The 18,315-nt window shown below is 60.2% G+C and carries 16 protein-coding genes; 14 read left to right on the top strand and 2 right to left on the bottom strand.

Features of this window, described 5'->3' with window-relative positions; genetic code table 11:
• The first annotated feature begins 141 nt into the window (after positions 1 to 141).
• The 10 genes from argC (at position 142) to Q5H33_RS03135 (ending at position 10,450) form a co-directional block, all read left to right on the top strand.
• Entirely contained in the window at positions 142 to 1,236 is a 1,095-nt protein-coding gene (gene argC, locus Q5H33_RS03090; RefSeq protein WP_026645968.1) for an N-acetyl-gamma-glutamyl-phosphate reductase, read from the top strand.
• Complete coding sequence (gene argJ, locus Q5H33_RS03095; RefSeq protein WP_033499815.1) at positions 1,233 to 2,405, top strand: bifunctional glutamate N-acetyltransferase/amino-acid acetyltransferase ArgJ; 1,173 nt, start codon at positions 1,233 to 1,235, stop codon at positions 2,403 to 2,405. Before argC ends, argJ begins: the two co-directional genes overlap by 4 nt.
• Positions 2,406 to 2,415: 10 nt before the next feature.
• Positions 2,416 to 3,372 carry an acetylglutamate kinase gene (gene argB, locus Q5H33_RS03100; RefSeq protein ID WP_003810291.1) on the top strand — a complete coding sequence of 319 codons (957 nt, stop codon included), beginning with the start codon at positions 2,416 to 2,418 and terminating at the stop codon, positions 3,370 to 3,372.
• Complete coding sequence (locus Q5H33_RS03105) at positions 3,362 to 4,657, top strand: acetylornithine transaminase (protein WP_302422988.1); 1,296 nt, start codon at positions 3,362 to 3,364, stop codon at positions 4,655 to 4,657. Before argB ends, Q5H33_RS03105 begins: the two co-directional genes overlap by 11 nt.
• Before the next feature lie 42 nt (positions 4,658 to 4,699).
• Positions 4,700 to 5,668 (top strand): ornithine carbamoyltransferase, encoded by a 969-nt coding sequence (gene argF, locus Q5H33_RS03110; RefSeq protein WP_302422989.1) that lies wholly within the window; start codon positions 4,700 to 4,702, stop codon positions 5,666 to 5,668.
• Positions 5,668 to 6,186, top strand: coding sequence for an arginine repressor (locus tag Q5H33_RS03115; protein ID WP_003810288.1), 519 nt, complete (start codon positions 5,668 to 5,670; stop codon positions 6,184 to 6,186). Before argF ends, Q5H33_RS03115 begins: the two co-directional genes overlap by 1 nt.
• Before the next feature lie 77 nt (positions 6,187 to 6,263).
• A complete protein-coding gene (locus Q5H33_RS03120) occupies positions 6,264 to 7,520 on the top strand; it encodes an argininosuccinate synthase (RefSeq protein WP_302422990.1) in 1,257 nt (418 codons plus the stop codon).
• 117 nt (positions 7,521 to 7,637) lie between these two features.
• The gene (argH, locus tag Q5H33_RS03125; RefSeq protein ID WP_035010903.1) at positions 7,638 to 9,125 is read left to right on the top strand and encodes an argininosuccinate lyase; all 1,488 of its coding nucleotides are present in this window, start codon (positions 7,638 to 7,640) and stop codon (positions 9,123 to 9,125) included.
• 30 nt (positions 9,126 to 9,155) lie between these two features.
• Positions 9,156 to 9,662, top strand: coding sequence for an HD domain-containing protein (locus Q5H33_RS03130; protein WP_039776210.1), 507 nt, complete (start codon positions 9,156 to 9,158; stop codon positions 9,660 to 9,662).
• A complete protein-coding gene (locus tag Q5H33_RS03135; RefSeq protein ID WP_195526755.1) occupies positions 9,662 to 10,450 on the top strand; it encodes a putative ABC transporter permease in 789 nt (262 codons plus the stop codon). The genes Q5H33_RS03130 and Q5H33_RS03135 overlap by 1 nt, the downstream gene beginning before the upstream one ends.
• Positions 10,451 to 10,565: 115 nt before the next feature.
• Here the strand turns inward: Q5H33_RS03135 and Q5H33_RS03140 are convergent, their stop codons facing one another.
• Entirely contained in the window at positions 10,566 to 12,368 is a 1,803-nt protein-coding gene (locus Q5H33_RS03140; protein WP_055680722.1) for a DUF975 family protein, read from the bottom strand.
• A 177-nt stretch (positions 12,369 to 12,545) separates the two neighbouring features.
• Here Q5H33_RS03140 and tyrS point away from each other — a divergent pair, with 177 nt between their 5' ends.
• The 4 genes from tyrS to Q5H33_RS03160 are packed head-to-tail and all read left to right on the top strand — an operon-like array spanning position 12,546 to position 17,514.
• Positions 12,546 to 13,853 (top strand): tyrosine--tRNA ligase, encoded by a 1,308-nt coding sequence (gene tyrS / locus Q5H33_RS03145; protein ID WP_302422993.1) that lies wholly within the window; start codon positions 12,546 to 12,548, stop codon positions 13,851 to 13,853.
• A gap of 59 nt (positions 13,854 to 13,912) precedes the next feature.
• Positions 13,913 to 15,694 (top strand): lipopolysaccharide assembly protein LapB, encoded by a 1,782-nt coding sequence (locus Q5H33_RS03150; protein ID WP_302422995.1) that lies wholly within the window; start codon positions 13,913 to 13,915, stop codon positions 15,692 to 15,694.
• A gap of 14 nt (positions 15,695 to 15,708) precedes the next feature.
• Positions 15,709 to 16,734, top strand: coding sequence for an HAD-IIA family hydrolase (locus tag Q5H33_RS03155; RefSeq protein WP_033500280.1), 1,026 nt, complete (start codon positions 15,709 to 15,711; stop codon positions 16,732 to 16,734).
• Between the two features lie 15 nt (positions 16,735 to 16,749).
• Complete coding sequence (locus Q5H33_RS03160; RefSeq protein ID WP_033500313.1) at positions 16,750 to 17,514, top strand: TlyA family RNA methyltransferase; 765 nt, start codon at positions 16,750 to 16,752, stop codon at positions 17,512 to 17,514.
• Between the two features lie 96 nt (positions 17,515 to 17,610).
• On the opposite strand, the gene Q5H33_RS03165 is transcribed toward Q5H33_RS03160, so the two are convergent.
• Complete coding sequence (locus Q5H33_RS03165; protein ID WP_021913094.1) at positions 17,611 to 18,264, bottom strand: TrkA family potassium uptake protein; 654 nt, start codon at positions 18,262 to 18,264, stop codon at positions 17,611 to 17,613.
• Positions 18,265 to 18,315: the final 51 nt, after the last annotated feature.

Consider the following 18,315-nt stretch of genomic DNA (forward strand, 5'->3'; position numbering starts at 1 on the left):
CCAATCTTTTTATGTTCGTCTGAACGGTCCCGTTATGGGCGGTGACCACTATCCGACACGATTGAACTGCATAATTATGCAATGTAGTGCATAAAGTGTATGCTGAATGTGTTTCAACGAGTCAAGGAAAAGAGACGTGACATGGCCAAATACACGGTAGCCGTGGCCGGCGCGACTGGATACGCGGGTGGTGAGGCGCTGCGCATACTCGCGGCACACCCGAATTTCGAAGTGACCTGCGTCGCCGGACATTCTTCGGTGGGGGACAAGCTTGGCAAGCATATGCCGCACATTCCGCAGTTGGCGGACCTCGTGGTCGAGGACACCACGCCGGAAGTGCTCAACGGCCATGACGTGATCATCCTGGCATTGCCTCATGGCGCTTCCGGAGCATTGGCCTCCCAGCTTGACCCGAATGCCGTGGTGGTGGATTTGGGCGCAGACCACCGTCTTGAGGAGAAGAGCGCGTGGGACGCGTTCTACGGCGGTGACTTCTACCAGCATTGGACCTACGGCATGCCGGAACTCATCACCGGCGTCGCGGCTGACGGCTCCTACAGCCGTCAGCGTGAAGCGCTTCCCGGCACCAAGCGCATTGCGGGACCGGGCTGCAACGTCACTGCGACCACGCTGGCTTTGCAACCGGGCATTGCGCAGGGTCTTGTCGAATCGAAAGACATCGTGGCTGATTTGGTGGTCGGTTATTCCGGCGCCGGCAAGAACCTCAAGCGCACCAATCTGCTTGCGGCTGAGGCGTTTGGTTCCGCTCTGCCGTATTCGGTAGGCGGTACGCACCGCCACATTCCGGAGATCCTGCAGAACTTCGCGCACGCGGCCGGCAAGAGTGCTGCGGAGGCGGACGATTACACCCTCGCCTTCACGCCGATTCTCGCGCCGATGGCGCGCGGCATTCTCGCCACCGTTTCCGCCAAACTTACCGACAAAGCGCTTGGCATGACGGATGCCGAGATCCGCCAGGTCTGGCTGGATGCATACGAAGGCCAGGATTTCATGGTGGTGCTGCCTGAAGGCGTGATGCCGGCCACCGCCAACATCATCGGTTCTAACGCGGCCCACATTCAAGTGGTCGTCGACCATCATGCCGGCCGCCTGCTGGCATTCGCGGCCATCGACAACCTCAACCGAGGAACCGCCGGGCAGGCCGTGCAGTCGCTGAATGTGGCATTGGGACTTCCTGAGGATGCAGGATTGACGAAGATTGGAGTGGCACCGTGAGCGTAACGTTCGCACAAGGTTTTTCCGCAGCTGGCGTGGCAGCTGGCATTTCCGCGGTCGAAGGCAAGAAGGATCTGGCTCTCGTGGTCAACAATGGACCGCTTGACGCCGCTGCCGGCGTGTTCACCTCGAACCGTTTCTGCGCGGCCCCTGTGCAGTGGTCGAGGAACATCGTATCCGACGGCCATGTGAAGGCCGTGATTCTGAACTCCGGCGGCGCCAACGCATGCACCGGCAAGCCAGGATACGAGCAGTCCAAGGCCACCGCTGAAAAGGTCGCCGGCCTCATCGGCGCCAAAGCCGAAGACGTGGCCGTATGTTCCACTGGTCTCATCGGCGAATTGCTGCCGCTCGACAACGTGCTGTCCGGCGCGGACAAGGCATTTGAAACCCTTGCCGATACCGCCGAAGCCGGAGCCGATGCGTCGCACGCCATCATGACCACCGACACCAAGCCGAAAACCGTCGAGCTGGAAGGTTCCAACGGCTTCCGTATCGGTGGCATGGTCAAGGGTTCCGGCATGATCGCCCCGCAGCTGGCCACCATGCTGTGCGTCATCACCACCGATGCCGTCGTGACCGCCGGACAGCTTCAAGCCGCCTTGAACGCCGGAGTCGAAATGTCGTTCAACCGCATCGACGTGGACGGCTGCATGTCCACCAACGACACCGTGTTGCTGCTGGCTTCCGGCGCGTCCGGCATCGAACCGGACCCGGACGAGTTCAAAGAGCTTGTGGCCAAGGCCACCGCCTCGCTCGCCCGCCAGATCATCGGCGACGGCGAAGGCGCAAGCCATGACATCCGTGTCAAAGTTACCGGCGCGACCACCGAAGAAGCCGCTCTGGCATGCGGTCGCGCGGTCGCAGCGTCCAATCTGCTCAAATGCGCCATCTCCGGCAACGATCCGAACTGGGGCCGCATCGTCAGCTCCCTCGGCACCGTGCCGCCCGACGTCGCACCATACGATTCCGAAAAGGTCACGGTGGACGTCAACGGCGTACGCATCTGCGAAAACGGCGGAGCCGGACGCGACCGCTCCGAAGTGGACATGACCCCACGCGAGGTGCACATCGACATCGACCTGAACGCCGGAGAAGCGGAAGCGACCGTCTGGACCGACGATCTGACCCACGAATACGTACACATCAACGCTGACTACGAAAGCTGATCGAATAGGAATGGCCAAAGAACTCAAAGGACCTGGATTCCACTTCGACGTGCACACCGACCTGCGCGCCGACCAGAAGGCGGAAGTGCTTATCGAAGCGCTGCCGTGGCTGGAGGAATTCGCCGGACAACGCATCGTCATCAAATATGGCGGCAACGCGATGATCGACGATCATCTGAAAGCCTGCTTCGCCGAAGACATGGTGTTCCTGCGCCAGGTGGGACTGCACCCGGTCGTGGTGCACGGTGGCGGTCCGCAGATATCCCAAATGCTTAAGGCCCTGGGTATCAAGTCCGAATTCAAGGGCGGATTGCGTGTCACCACTCCGGAAGCCATGGATGTGGTCCGCATGGTGCTGACCGGCAAGGTGTCCCGTGAACTCGTTGGCCTGATCAACGCGCACGGTCCATTCGCGGTCGGCCTGTCCGGCGAGGACGGCGCCCTGTTCTCGGCCATGCAGCGCAAACCGGTCATTGACGGCAAGCCCACCGATATCGGCTTGGTCGGCGACGTGGTGAGCGTCGACGCGTCCGCCGTGGAGGATCTAATCAACGCCGGACGTATTCCGGTGGTTTCCTCCGTGGCTCCGAATGAAGACGATGCCACTGAAGTGCTCAACGTGAACGCCGACTCCGCCGCGGCCGCCCTTGCCGCGGCCCTTGGAGCCAGCAAGCTGGTCGTGTTGACCGACGTCGACGGTTTGTATGCCGATTGGCCGGACCGTGACTCCCTGATTGGCCGCATCGGCGTGGAGAATCTGCGCGATATGCTCCCCGACCTGGAAAGCGGCATGCGTCCGAAGATGGAAGCCTGCGTGCGCGCCATCGACGGAGGCGTTCCGCGGGCCCATATCATCGACGGTCGCAAACCGCATTCCATCCTGAACGAGATCTTCACCACCGACGGCATCGGCACCATGGTCGTGCCCGAGGACGGTATTGAAATGAGGAGTTCCTATGGCAACTGAACAACTGGAAACACTCGGCACTGAAGATGCCAAGTGGCTGGGAGAGTACTCCCAGGTGCATATGAACGTGTTTGGCACGCCCCTGCGCGTGATGGACCACGGTGAGGGCGCCCACATCTGGGATGTCGACGGCAATGAATATCTCGATTTCCTTGCAGGCATCGCCGTCAACGCGCTCGGATACGCCCATCCGAAGTGGGTGAAGGCCGTCAGCGAACAGGCCGCCAAGGCCGCGCATGTGAGCAACTACTTCGCCACCGAACCGCAGATCAAGCTCGCCGCCAAACTCGTCAAGCTCGCGGGCGCTCCGGAAGGTTCCCGCGTCTACTTCGGCAATTCCGGCGCGGAAGGTAACGAGGCGGCGCTGAAGCTCGCCAAGCTCTACGGGCGCACCCTGCCGGGCGCGTTGCCTGAGATCGGCGGCAAACCGGCACGCATCATCTCCATGACCCACGGCTTCCACGGCCGCACCATGGGCGCGCTGTCCGCAACGTGGAAGCCCGCCATCCGTGAGAAATTCGAGCCGCTGGTACCGAACATCGAATTCGTCGAAGCCGGCAACGTCGAAGCCTTGCACGACGCTTTCGCCGAAACCGGCCAAGGCAAGTACGGCAAAGGGCCGGTCGCGGCCGTCATCATGGAGCTTATCCAGGGCGAGGCCGGTGTGATGCCGCTCGGAGCGGACTATGTGAAGGCCGCCCGCAAACTATGCGACGAACATAAGGCGCTCCTCATCATCGACGAAGTGCAGACCGGCATCGGACGCACCGGAGCATGGTTCGCCTTCCAGCGTGAGGATCTTTCCGGCGGTGTGCCCCCGGACATCGTCACTTTCGCCAAGGGCGTTGGCGGTGGTTTCCCGATGGGCGGCATGATTTCCTTCGGCGCCGAACTGTCCGCGCTGTTCACCCCGGGTTCCCACGGCTCCACTTTCGCAGGCAATCCATTGGGCGCTTCGGCGGCATTGGCAACGCTGGGAGTCATCGAAGAGGACAACCTCGTGGACAACGCCGAAGAACGCGGCAAGCAGCTGCGCGACGGTATCGCCTCCTGCGGCAATCCGCTGTTCGTCTCCGTGCGTGGCCGTGGCCTGCTCGACGCCATCGAACTTGCCCACCCCTGCTCGCATGCGGCCATGAACTGGGCTTTGGAACACGGTCTCATCGTCAATGCGGTTGCTCCGAATGCGTTGCGTCTCGCCCCGCCGCTGGTCATCACTGCTCAGGACGTCGATCAAGCGGTGTCCATCCTCGCCAAGATTCCGTCCGACCTGCCTAACGACTGATCTCGGACGAACCCGAAGAATTTGAAAGGAGCCTCTATACCAATGGCAACCCCTGAACTGCGCCATATGCTGCGCGATGACGATCTGAACCACGAAGAACAGAAGCAGGTGCTGGAACTGGCCATCAAGTTCCACAAGAACCGTTTCTATCACCAGCCGTTCGCTGGCCCGCAGGGCATCGCCGTGTTTTTCGACAAGCCCAGTACCCGTACCCGCTCCAGCTTCTCCATTGGCGTGGCCGAACTCGGTGGCTATCCGCTGGTCATTGACAAGTCCGGCTCCCAGCTGGGCCGTGGCGAACCGGTGGCCGACACGGCTCGCGTGCTTGACCGTATGGCCTACGGCGTGGTGTGGCGCACCTTTGGTCAGGACCGTGTTGAGGAAATGGCCAAGTACTCCACCCATCCGGTGGTGAACGCACTGACCGACGAATTCCATCCGTGCCAGATTCTTGCTGACTTCCAGACCATCGCGGAACATCGCGGCGGTGTAGACAACCTCAAGAACCAGACCATCGCCTATCTTGGCGACGCGGCCAACAACATGTCCAACTCCTACCTGCTCGGCGGCGCTGTGGCGGGCATGAACGTGCGTGTGGCAGGACCGTACGGATACCTGCCGGATCCGCAGATCGTTGCCGATGCCGAAGCGATTGCCTCTGAGACCGGCGGCTCCATCCTCGTCACTACTGATCCGAATGAGGCTGTTGCCGGAGCCGATTGCGTCTTCACCGACACGTGGGTCTCCATGGGCGAGGAAGCGGAATACGCTGTCCGTTCCAAGCCGTTCTGGGATTACCAGGTGAACGCCGAACTCATGGCCAAGGCCAAGGACGACGCCATCTTCCAGCACTGCCTGCCTGCATATCGCGGCAAGGAGGTCACCGCCGAGGTTATCGATGGTCCTCAGTCCGTGGTTTGGGATGAGGCAGGCAACCGTCTGCACGCCCAGAAGGCGTTGCTGACCTGGTTGGCCGGCAAGGCCCGTGGCGATGAAAGCCTGCTGGTCTGATGACTGACCACACTCCCGCGTTGCAGCGTCCTGCCACACGAACCGCTCGACTGAGCGCCATTGAGCAGGCGCTGCTGACGCGCATCGTCACCTCGCAATCGCAACTGTCGCAGATTCTCGCCGACCAGGGCATCGAGGTGACGCAGGCCACGCTGAGCCGTGATCTCGATGAGATTCACGCCACGAAGACCCGTCTTGCCGACGGAACCGTGGCCTACGCCGTCGGCAAACAGAACATTGATGAACATCCGGCTTCTAACCCGGACGCCAAAACCGAGCAGCAGATTAGCCGGGTACTGTCCGGACTGGTCACATCCGTGGCCGCGGCACGTAATCTCGTGGTCGTGCACACGCCATCCGGCGCCGCGCAATATGTGGCCAGCGTCATCGATAAGCAGCCCATCGAAGGCGTGCTTGGCACCATCGCCGGAGATGACACGGTCATGGTTATCTGCTCCGAGGATGATGTCGCCAAACGGCGTGCGCAATGGCTGCTTGATGTCGCTTCCAAAGCGTGAATAGCCATATAGTGGACACGACGCACCAAATATGCATAAATATACAGAGCTGTGCATATACTGATGAATAACGTTGGATGTTAGAAAGGGAAACCATGAGCGATCAGAATCGTCTCGTCCTGGCGTACTCCGGTGGTCTTGACACCTCCGTCGCCATTTCGTATCTGAAGGAACGCACCGGCAAGGATGTTGTGGCCGTGTCCCTCGACGTTGGCCAGGGCGGCGAAAGCCTCGAAACCATCAAGCAGCGCGCGTTGGCATGCGGTGCGGTCGAAGCCTACGTGGTCGATGCCCGTGATGAATTCGCCAACGAATACTGCATGAAGGCCCTGAAGGCCAACGCCATGTACGAAGGCGTGTACCCGCTGGTCTCCGCCATCTCCCGTCCGCTGATTTCCAAGCACCTTGTGCGAGCCGCCCACCAGTTCGGCGCTGACACCATTTCCCACGGCTGCACCGGCAAGGGCAACGACCAGGTTCGTTTCGAGGTCTCCATCGCCTCCATCGACCCGACGCTGAAGGCCATCAGCCCGATTCGCGACCTGTCTCTGACCCGCGACGTCGAGATCGCCTTCGCCAAGGAACACAAGCTGCCGATCGTGCAGACCGAGAAGAGCCCGTTCTCCATCGACCAGAACGTGTGGGGCCGTGCCATCGAGACCGGTTTCCTTGAGGATCCGTGGAACGGTCCGACCAAGGATTGCTATTCCTACACCGACGATCCGGCGTTCCCACCGGTCGAGGATGAGGTCGTCATCGAATTCAAGCAGGGCGTCCCGGTCAAGATCGACGGCCATGACGTCACTCCGCTGCAGGCCATCGAAGAGATGAACCGTCGTGCAGGCGTGCAGGGCATCGGCCGCATCGATCTGATCGAGGATCGTCTGGTAGGCATCAAGTCCCGCGAGCTGTACGAGGCTCCGGGCGCAGTGTCGCTGATCACCGCCCACCAGGAGCTCGAGAACTGCTGCCTCGAACGCGAGCAGCACCGCATCAAGCGCGACATCGACAAGCGTTGGGCGGAACTGGTCTACGATGCGCAGTGGTTCTCCCCGGCAACCCAGTCCCTGAACGCCTTCATCGAAGACACCCAGAAGTACGTCTCCGGCGAGATTCGCATGGTTCTGCACGGTGGCCGCGCCGTCGTGACCGGCCGTCGCTCCGACAGCTCGTTGTACGACTACAACCTGGCCACCTACGATTCCGGCGACAGCTTCGACCAGAAGTCCTCCAACGGCTTCATCGACATCTATGGTCTGCCGAGCCGTGTGGCCGCAGCCCGCGACGTCAAGTTCGGCAACGGCATCGAGGTTCCGGAGAACAGCGTCGAGTAAGCATCATCCGGATTCACGTTGTGAATCGTCTTGATAATGGGGGAGAGCGTACCGTCGGGACCATCCTGACTGGTAAGCTCTCCCTCAGTCATATCTGCAAGGAGATTTGGAAAAACAATGACCGAGAGCACTACTAATGGTGAGCATCTTGCCCTGTGGGGCGGCCGTTTCAAGTCTGGTCCGTCGCCGGAACTCGCACGGCTGAGCAAGTCCACCCAATTCGACTGGCGACTCGCCGATGACGATATCGCCGGTTCGCGCGCCCATGCCCGTGCATTGGGCCGCGCCGGACTGCTGACCGCCGATGAGCTGCAGCGCATGGAAGACGCCCTTGACGAGCTGCAGCGCCGCGTGGATTCCGGAGCGTTCGCTCCGATCGAGGATGACGAGGACGAGGCCACTGCACTCGAACGCGGTCTACTCCAGATCGCTGGTGACGAACTCGGCGGCAAGCTCCGCGCCGGCCGTTCCCGCAACGATCAGATCGCCGCGCTCATCCGCATGTGGCTGCGCCGCCACAGCCGCATCATCGCCAAAATGCTGCTCGGTCTCGCCGCAACACTGATCGAGCAGTCCGAAAAAGCCGGTCGCACCGTCATGCCGGGACGTACGCATATGCAGCACGCCCAACCGGTTCTGCTTGCCCACCAGCTCATGGCCCACGTGTGGCCGCTGCTGCGTGACGTGGAACGTCTCGCCGATTGGGATAAGCGCATCGACGCCAGCCCGTACGGCTCCGGTGCCCTCGCCGGCAACACCCTTGGACTCGAACCGGTGGCTGTGGCCCGTGAGCTGGGCTTCTCCAAGGTGACCGCCAACTCCATCGACGGCACCGCCAGCCGTGATCTGGTCGCCGAATTCGCCTTCATCGCCGCCATGACCGGTGTCGATCTGAGCCGCCTGTCCGAAGAGATCATCATCTGGAACACCCAGGAATTCGCGTTCGTGCGTCTTGATGACGCCTACTCCACCGGCTCGTCCATCATGCCGCAGAAGAAGAATCCGGACATCGCCGAACTCACTCGCGGCAAGTCCGGACGACTCATCGGCGACCTGACCGGCCTGCTCGCCACCTTGAAAGGCCTGCCGACAGCCTATGCGCGCGACCTGCAGGAAGACAAGGAAGCCGTATTCGACCAAGTGGACACGCTTGAAGTGCTGCTGCCGGCGTTCACCGGCATGGTCGCCACCATGGTCTTCGACAAGGAACGCCTCGAAGCCGAAGCCCCGACCGGTTTCGCCCTTGCCACCGACATCGCCGAATGGCTCGTCAAGAACGGTGTGCCGTTCCGTCACGCGCACGAGCTTTCCGGCGCCTGCGTCAAGATTGCCGAAGACCGTGGTCAGGAGCTGTGGGATTTGACCGACGAGGATTTCATCAACGTGTTCAAGGACTTCCTGCCGGCGGACAAGGCCCCGCAGGTGCGTGAAGTGCTGTCCACCGAAGGCTCCGTCTCCGCCCGCAACGGCAAGGGAGGCACCTCCCCGCTGCGCGTGCGCGAACAGATCGTTTCCGCCAAGACCACCATCGAGCAGCTACGCGCCTTCGCCAACTCCGTGTCCGACGGTTCCGCATACAAGTCGCCCGAATCCCTGCTCAAGTAATCCCTATTAAGCAAGGAGCAAAAAGCGGTGCTGTTGACGCGCACGCAGATACGACGGCTGGTCTACGCGCACGGCCGGGAGATCCTGGAACATGACCACATGGCCATCGAAAGGGTCTGCTACCAGCATGGCGTGGTCACCACATTCGCCCATTCCATTCGTGTGGCTTGTCTGTCCGTCTGGCTGGCAGACAGACTGCACCTGTGGAATAGGGTTGATCTACGTTCGTTGATTCGCGCCGCTTTGCTCCATGATTACTTCCTTTACGATTGGCATGACTGGGACAACGGCACCCACCGGCTACACGGATTCACACATGGTGAAACGGCCATGCGCAACGCCATACGGGATTTCAAACTCAACCAGATCGAACGGGACAGCATCGAACATCACATGTTCCCATTGACTCCCTATCCGCCGAAGTACATCGAAGGATACCTTGTCACCGCGGCCGACAAAATCAGCGCCACGAAGGAAACGCTCTCTTTCGATCGTTTCGACAAACCCGCATCCGGACAACCGACGGACAGGAGCTGATGGCTGTGGCGCTCACACTCGAATATTTGTTCCTTTGGTTCCTGTTGTACGCCTTCATCGGATGGGTGTACGAGTCGGTTCTCGTGTCCGTTTCGGAACGTCGATGGGTCAACCGTGGTTTCCTTAACGGGCCGTTGTGCCCAATTTACGGATGCGGCGCGGTGCTTGCGATCGTGCTGTTGCATGACTTCACGAATCCCATCGAGATTTTCCTTATCTCCTCATTCGGCGCGAGCATACTCGAATACATCACCTCTTGGGGCATGGAAAAGCTGTTCCACGCCAGATGGTGGGATTACAGCCATTACCGATTCAACATCCAAGGCCGCATCTGTCTGCTCGGCGCAATCGTATTCGGATTCGGCGGAGTATTGATCATCGATGTGGTCCAGCCACAGGTCGAACGGCTCACCGCCATGATTCCGCTGCTTGCCGTGCACGTGATATGCGCGGTCGCCGCCATCGTCGTTATCATCGACACCATCGTCACCGTGGTGGGCATCGTCGGCCTGTCCGAGCGTCTCGCCAAATTCAGCGAAGCGGTGCAGGATCGTGCGGAGAAGGCCGGAGAATCCTGGCAGTGGGGCAAAGAGGAATTCCGCGAGAAGATGCATGATTTGTCGGAATCGTCGCAGGAACGTGTCGCCAATATGCGTCAGCTTGTCTCTTCCGCGTTGAATTGGCAGCAACGTCGTATGATCCGCTCCTTCCCACGCATGCGTTCCACGGACTCCACCAAATACAGCAAGATCATGGAAACCGTGCGTGAGATGCTGCGCCGAAAGTAAGTTTCCACCGGCCACACGTGTCGTATAGCATGTGTCCAAAAAACGATTTGCCCCGCCAACCTGCGTTGCGCACGCTGACGGGGCAAATCCCTTTATGCATCACATCGGATAGGGGCTACGACACTTGCGATGTGGCCGACCCCTTGTAATCGGTGATGCCGGCACCAATGTTCGGATGCTGCGCCGAATACGCCTGGTCCACACAGTAGAACGCCAGAAGCACGACGGCCACAACGGTGAGCTTTCTTGTATCGATACGACTCAGCAAGTTGTCCAATGCAGGAGCCAGCAGATACACGATCGCCAAACCGCCCAAACCAAACGTCAGCAGACCCTCGGCACAGATACGACCATTGAGATTGAGAAAATAACCGGTGTAATCCCACCAGCGTTGTCCTCCGTGGGTCTTCTCCAGATACCAGGACGAGAAGTACTCCAACCCGCCACACAAGACCATGGCGGCCAGGAACTCGAACAAGGGCTTCTTCCTCAACTTCTTCAGCAGAATAAGGATAATCACTCCGCCGGTGCCATAGATCGGCAGCCATGGCCCATGCAGCGTGCCACGATTCACGAACGTTCCTTCGGAAATGAAGGCGAGGCTCACCTCCCATACCCATCCCACGAAACAGAAGATGAAGAACATCATGACCAGATTGACCAACGAATAGCTGCGATCGGAGCTGACGGTGCGGGATTCGCGGAACCGGAACGCCATCGGCGCCGGAGCCAGACGACCAGGATAGATAGCGCCGTTCAGAATCTCCCTGCCGGTATCGATCTGATGCAGTTGCTCGCGATACTCCTCATACTTGGTCACCGACCGCGCATGCAGGATACGCACGCCCAACCATTCGGACAGGAACCCGACGAAACCGTTCGGCTTGTCCACCGGAACAAGATTGCTGGACAACTGCTCCACCGTTTCGGCAACATCACCATACGCGGCATGCAATGTCTCAGCGGAGGCCTTGCTGTACAGGTATTCGTCGCTGAGCAGCTCGCTTCCCTCCAATCCCGAATCCTTGGACAATCCGCGCACATGCACGTAATATTCGACGAAAAACGCCGCGTTATAGCCGTTGGAATAGAAGATGCCGCTCAAGCCGAGCGTGAACAGATTGAGCAGCCACCAGCCAAGGAACGACAGGTCGGCCACGAAACACTCCCACTTGTGACCCTTCATCATGCGCCTGGACAGGCTGATGGCCTCCCGTGCCCCGATATTCGGATTTTCGGCGACGATGTAGGGCACCATACGGTAGGAATACGGTTTGATGAACGCGCCGATGATGGTGAACGTCCACAGGAACAGGAACACGTTCTCGAGCAGCATCACCTTCGCCATCGACAACCATTTCCGCGTGGTGATCGGGTAGAGGAAACGGCTCACGGGAAGTTTGTCGTAGGTCCGTCCCTCAAGCAGCATGCGCATCATGACCACCCGGTATGTCTGCTGGACGAACAGCCATACGAAAAGGTAAACGGCCAGGGATACGACGATCGGTACGGCCACGGCGACGCCGTCATTATGCACGATGGAATTGGCCGCATCGGCCATCGACAGAATGACCGAACCCGATGAGAACGAGTTGAGCAGAGACGCGAACACGCCGCGTTTACGCCCCATCATGGCATTGGTGTCGTTTTGCACGATCTGCTCCTGATTGTGCTCCACTTGCCTGCGTGCCTGGCTTTCATCGCCGACAAGCAGGTTCTCCAACACTTTCGACACGTTGTCGGATTGCGCTGTGCCATCCTCCTGCACGGTTGCGGACGGGGAACTGGCGTTCACCGACCATGTCGACGAACTGTAGGCGACACCGAACACCGAAGCGAACAGGCAGATGACGACTATCATCCAATAGTGTCTCTTATAGGCTTTCCTTGCATTGGCCTTCATGCCTTTGCGATCCATGCAGGCCTCCCTTCTTCTCGTCAATGAGATTCCGTTTTCGATTTTAACCGGCATGTTCCGTGATCGCTTTGATAAAAACATGGAAAACGGCACACGCGGCTGTCTGTGTCTTCTGCGAAACTGTAGGGTGCGTAAAACGCGGTAATGTCCACAATTCGATAGGGAGAAAGCACAGTTATGGCTCACGTCATCGATTTCAAGGAGGCCGGTTTCGATTCCGTCCTCGATGAACTGGAATGGCGCGGGTTGATTTCCCAGTCCACTGACAGGGATCGACTCGCCGAAGCGTTGAACGGAGAGCCCATCACCTATTATTGCGGCTTCGATCCGACCGCCGCCTCCCTGCACATCGGCAACCTCGTTCAGCTCATCAACATGCGCCACCTGCAGGCCGCAGGACACCATCCGATCGCGTTGGTCGGCGGCGCCACCGGCCTGATCGGAGATCCGCGCCAGTCGGGCGAACGTACGCTCAACCCGAAGGACGTCGTGGCCGGCTGGGCCGATCGTCTGAAGAAGCAGATCGGCGGCATCCTCGAGACCGAAGGCAGCAATCCGGTACGTTTCGTGTCCAACTACGATTGGACCGCTTCGATGAACGTCATCGACTTCCTGCGTGACGTCGGCAAGAATTTCCGTATGGGCACCATGCTCGCCAAGGACACCGTGGCCCGTCGCCTCAACTCCGAGGAAGGCATCTCCTTCACTGAGTTCAGCTATCAGGTGCTGCAGGGCAACGACTTCCTGCACCTGTTCGACGAGTACCATTGCGTGCTGGAGATCGGCGGCTCCGACCAGTGGGGCAACCTCACCTCCGGTCTGGATCTGATCCACAAGGTGCGCGGCGTGGACGTGAACGTGTTCACCAGCCCGATCATCACCGACGCGCAGGGCAAGAAGTTCGGCAAGTCCGAAGGCAACGCCGTCTGGTTGGATGGCACGATGCTCAGCCCCTACAAGTTCTACCAGTTCTGGTTCAACCGTCCCGACAGCGAGATGGAGAACCTGCTCAAGGCGTTCACCTTCCTGCCAAAGGCCGAAATCGAACGGCTTATCGAGGGAAGCAAGACCAATCCGGGCGCGCGTGAGGCGCAGCGCACCCTCGCATGGGAGGTCACCAGCTTCGTGCATGGCGAGGAAGCCACTCGCCAGGCCATCGAAGCTGCCGGCGCGTTGTTCGGACGTGGCGTCGATCTGGCGGACATCGATGAGTCCACGCTTGAGGCCGCTATCGACGGCATGAAGGTCGATGGGGAATTCGCCAAGGTCGCAGCCGGCGACCGTGTGGCCGAGGCTGGTATGAAGGCAGGCCTGTTCAAGTCGATTTCCGAGGCGCGCAAGACCATCAAGTCCGGTGGCGTGTACCTCAACAACACGCGCGTGGAGGATGAGGAACAGACGTTGCAGGAAGGTGACTTCCTGCATGGTCGTTTCGTGCTCATCCGCCGCGGCAAGAAGGCGCTCGGCGTCGTCGAACAGGCGTGAGACGCATAGGCAATCGTAAGTAAATAATCGCAAGTATCTCAAGACCAATAAGGAACAGCATGGCAGAAGAACAGCGCGGATCGCGCGGCAAGTCCTACGGCAACCACAAGTCCTACGGCTCGGGCAGGCCGGGTAACCGCGGTGGCAAGGGATTCAAGCCGCGCGGCAACGGCGGCAAGTCCTACGGACACAAGTCCGGCGGCTTCCACAACGATGACCGTAAGGGCGGATATCGCAAGGGCAATGGCGGCGGATACCGTCGTGGCGACCGCGATTTCCATCGCGATGGCGAAGGCGAAGGTCAGGAGCGTCGTTTCCACAACGGTCCGCGCAAGTTCAACCGCGATGGCGAGCGTCGTGACGACCGCCGCGGCGGCTATCGTGGCAATCGCGGCGACAATCCGCGCTACCAGCGTGATGGCGAGCGTTCCGGCTTCCGTCATAATGACCGTCGTGACGGCGATCGCAGGGATTTCCATCGTGACGACCGCCATGGTGATGGCGAGCGTCGCAATTTCCGTCATGACGGTGACCGTCGTGACTTCCGCCGTGACGATGGTGAGCGTCGTGGCGGCCGCAATTTCCACAAGGACGGCGATCGCAGGGACTTCCGCCGCGATGACCGCCGCGGGGAGCGCCGTGATGGCGAGCGTCGTAATTTCCGTCGTGATGATCGTCGTGACGGCGATCGCAGGGATTTCCGCCGTGACAACCAGCGTCGTGATTTCCACAAGGATCGCAATCAGCGTCCGGAAGGCGAGGAGCGCCGCGAATTCACCCGTGAAGAGAAGATGGAGTACCGCGAGGCGAAGCGTGGCGAGTATCTGTCGAAGCCGCGTCGCAATTCCGACGGCACGATGAGCTTCCCGTCGCAAAACCCGTACACGCATCGTCGCCCGGGCGAGCCGAAGATGCCGAAGGGCATCGAGTGGAGCATGCTGTCCACTGATGACCGTGAGCGTCTGCGTGGCCTGTCCAAGGAACATGCGGAGAACATCGGCCTGCACATCCTTGCCGCCTACACGCTTGAGGAAAGGGATCCGGAGCTGGCGCTCGAACATGCCAAGTGGGTGGCGCATCAGGCTTCCCGTATTGATTTCGCGCGTGAGACCCTTGCGTTCGTGGCCTACCGTCAGGGCGATTACAAGCTGGCCCTGCGTGAGTTCCGCACCGCGTTCCGCATGAACGGTTTCCTTGACTATCTGCCGTTCATCGCCGACTGCGAGCGTGGCATGGGCGAGCCGAAGAAGGCCATCGAAACCGCCATGAGCGATGACGCGAAGTATCTGCGCGGCGAATCCAAGGCCGAGATGTTCCTCGTGTACGCGGGCGCGCTGGGCGACCTCGAGCTGTGGAATAAGGCCATTGAGATCGTGCATACGTTGGGCCGTTCCAAGGGCTTGGCCGGCGAATACCGCATGCGTGCGGTGCAGGCCGAACAGTACTTCCTCGAGCAGGCCGGACGCTCCGATGAGGCCGTGGCTCTCGACCAGCTGCTTGACAAGCTTGAGCTGCAGTACGCCGATGCCGAAGAGGACGAGACCTCCGACGATCTGGTCATTGAATACGACATGCAGGAATTGAACGACGAGCTTATGGACAAGCTCGGCATTTCCGAAGATGACGCCCAGTATGCGCCGGAAGACGAGGATGAGGACGATTCCGAGGCCGTCGACGAGAACGGCGAGACCAACGATGAGACCCAGCTTGATGCCGAAGCGGCCAAGGAAGGCGCCGAGTCCGACGACGAGCCTGCCGGTGACGGCGAAAACGCGGGCGACTCCGAAGACGACCAGACTGAGGATGAGGTCGAATCCGCAGCCGATTCCGACAACGAGTGAGGTGCGGCAAAACAATGCTGAAATCCACAACCCGTCCGCTGAGCGAAGCCTACCAGCTGGCGCTGCTTGATCTTGACGGCGTGGTCTACCGTGGCAAGAATCCGGTGGAACATGCTGCAGAGAGCATCCGCAAGGCCGAAGGCCTCGGCATGACGGTGGAATACACCACCAACAATTCCTCCCGACTGCAATCCGTGGTGGCCGACCAGCTTAAAGGCTTCGACCTTGACGTCGAACCATGGCAGGTCATCACCTCGTCCGTGGTGGCTGCCCGCATGGTGGCCCGTGCGGTGCCGCAAGGTGCGAAAGTGTTCGTGCTCGGCGCACAGCATCTGCGTGAGGAAGTCGCCAAGCAGGGTCTTGAGGTGGTTGATTCCGCCGAAGACAAGCCGGTCGCGGCCATCCAAGGCTGGTACCCGGACATGTCTTGGAACCAGATGGCGCAAATCGCCTACGCCGTAGAACAGGGCGCCACGTATTTCGTGACCAACCGCGACCTGACCATTCCGCGTGAGCTGGGCATCGCCCCCGGTTGCGGTTCCATGATCATGGCCGTCATCAACGCCACTGGTGTGGAACCGGTTTCGTCCGCAGGCAAGCCGGAATCCGCCATGTACGACGAAGCCCGACTGCTTGCCGCGCATGATGGTGCCGAACCAGTGGCCAAGGAAGCATGCCTCGCCATCGGCGACCGCCTCGATACCGATATCGAAGCCGGCAACCGTGGCGGCTATGATTCCCTGGCCGTGCTGACCGGCGTCACCAATCCGCATGAGCTGATGTTCGCTCCGGAGCATCTGCGTCCGACCTACATCGCCAAGGACCTGACCGGACTTAACGAGCCGGCCCCCGAAGTCGTGCATGAGGCTGGCGCTTGGAGCTGCCGCGACGTGCAGGCGCGCGTCGACGGCGATCGTCTTTACGTCACCGACATCACCAGCGTCGACGGTCTTCGTGCGGCCTGCGCCGCCATGTGGGATGCGGCGGATCGCGGACACAGCGTCGACGGCATGATCGTGCCGGAATTCCGAATCGCCTGATTGCCGCACGTGCGTATGCGCAACATGAATGACGATTCCGGTGCCGTCGTCCGACTCGACATCGCGCTGGTGGAGCGTGGCGTCACGGATAGTCGCTCCAAAGCACAACGGCTGATCGAATCCGGCAAGGTCCGGGTGAACGGCACCGTCGCATCCAAAGCGTCGCTCAAAGTCACGGCCGCCGACACGCTTGATGCCGATCTGGGAGACGATTACGTCTCCCGTGGAGCCTACAAGCTGGTCGGCGCGCTCGACATGTTCTCCCAGACGGGCCTGCGTTCCGCGGAAGGACTCGATTGCCTCGACATCGGCGCGTCCACCGGCGGTTTCTGCGACGTGCTTCTGCGACGCGGTGCCGCGCATGTGATCGCGCTCGACGTGGGGCACGGCCAGCTTGACCCGCGCATCGCAGGCAACGAGCGCATCATCGAAATGAGCGGCGTCAACATCCGCGACGTCGAAGCGGATGATCTGCCGTACCGGCCAAGCATGATCGTATCCGACGTGTCATTCATCTCGTTGACATACGTGATTCCCGTCATCGCGCGCATCGCCGCGCCCGGCGCACACGTCGTGCTGCTGGTCAAACCGCAGTTCGAAGTCGGCAAAGGCAACCTCGGCAAAAACGGCATCGTGGAAAGCGAAACCTTACGCAAACAGGCGCTCGACACCGTCACCGCCTGCGCGAAAGCCAACGGACTGGATGTACGCGCCACGGCGGTCTCACCGATCGAAGGCACGCACGGCAACATCGAGTATCTGCTGTATGCAGTGGCGTAAACCGTTCTCCGCCAATCGATAGCGTAAAAATGAAAGGCCGGCGGCCCATATGAAAAATCCCATATGGACCGCCGGCCTTTTGCATGTTCCGTGGGCCTAGCCCCTCAAAAACTTGTCGATCTGATCCTGCTTGCCCATGATGATGAGCTCGTCGTTACGGTGCATAATCAGCTCTTTCGAACCGTATTCGAATTCCTTGCCCGGCGATTTGACACCGACCACGGTGATGCCGAACCGTTCATGTACGCGCGCATCCTCGATGGAGTAACCGACGACATGCGGGGGAGTGTGGATCTTCACCACGCTGTACGCGCCTTCAAGCTCGATGTAGTCCAGATAGTTGCCGGACACCAAGTGCCCTACGCGTTTGCCGGCATCGGTCTCCGCGTTGATGATGTGCCGTGCGCCGATACGCTGCAGAATGCGCGCATGCTCCTTGGACACCGACTTCGCCCAAATGTCGGAGATGCCCGCGTCCAGCAGATTGCCGGCGGTGATGACGGACGCTTCGACGCTGTCGCCGATGGCTACGACCGCCGTGTCGAAATCGGAGGCGTTGATCTGCTCCAACGCCATCACGTCGGTCATGTCGGCCTGCACGGTGGGGATCTGCGACGACCAGCGGTTCACCAGTTCGCCGTCCTTGTCGACGGCGAGCACATCCTGTCCCATCGTATCCAATGTGGTGGCTACGGAACTGCCGAAACGGCCGAGTCCTACCACAAGAACGCTTCTGGTGTTGTTAGCCATGATTGTTCGCGTACCTTTCGATGTTCTGTTCCGGATTCAAGTATAGGAAGT

It is taken from the genome of uncultured Bifidobacterium sp., assembly GCF_959020145.1.
In the GTDB taxonomy this organism is placed as follows: domain Bacteria; phylum Actinomycetota; class Actinomycetes; order Actinomycetales; family Bifidobacteriaceae; genus Bifidobacterium.

Coding starts and splice junctions, on each gene's coding strand:
- argC (WP_026645968.1), top strand. CDS start 142: ATGGCCAAATACACGGTAGCCGTGGCCGGCGCGACTGGATACGCGGGT.
- Q5H33_RS03135 (WP_195526755.1), top strand. CDS start 9,662: ATGGCTGTGGCGCTCACACTCGAATATTTGTTCCTTTGGTTCCTGTTG.
- Q5H33_RS03120 (WP_302422990.1), top strand. CDS start 6,264: ATGTTAGAAAGGGAAACCATGAGCGATCAGAATCGTCTCGTCCTGGCG.
- Q5H33_RS03160 (WP_033500313.1), top strand. CDS start 16,750: ATGCGCAACATGAATGACGATTCCGGTGCCGTCGTCCGACTCGACATC.
- argB (WP_003810291.1), top strand. CDS start 2,416: ATGGCCAAAGAACTCAAAGGACCTGGATTCCACTTCGACGTGCACACC.
- argH (WP_035010903.1), top strand. CDS start 7,638: ATGACCGAGAGCACTACTAATGGTGAGCATCTTGCCCTGTGGGGCGGC.
- argF (WP_302422989.1), top strand. CDS start 4,700: ATGGCAACCCCTGAACTGCGCCATATGCTGCGCGATGACGATCTGAAC.
- Q5H33_RS03105 (WP_302422988.1), top strand. CDS start 3,362: ATGGCAACTGAACAACTGGAAACACTCGGCACTGAAGATGCCAAGTGG.
- Q5H33_RS03140 (WP_055680722.1), bottom strand. CDS start 12,368: ATGGATCGCAAAGGCATGAAGGCCAATGCAAGGAAAGCCTATAAGAGA.
- Q5H33_RS03115 (WP_003810288.1), top strand. CDS start 5,668: ATGACTGACCACACTCCCGCGTTGCAGCGTCCTGCCACACGAACCGCT.
- Q5H33_RS03165 (WP_021913094.1), bottom strand. CDS start 18,264: ATGGCTAACAACACCAGAAGCGTTCTTGTGGTAGGACTCGGCCGTTTC.
- tyrS (WP_302422993.1), top strand. CDS start 12,546: ATGGCTCACGTCATCGATTTCAAGGAGGCCGGTTTCGATTCCGTCCTC.
- Q5H33_RS03155 (WP_033500280.1), top strand. CDS start 15,709: ATGCTGAAATCCACAACCCGTCCGCTGAGCGAAGCCTACCAGCTGGCG.
- Q5H33_RS03150 (WP_302422995.1), top strand. CDS start 13,913: ATGGCAGAAGAACAGCGCGGATCGCGCGGCAAGTCCTACGGCAACCAC.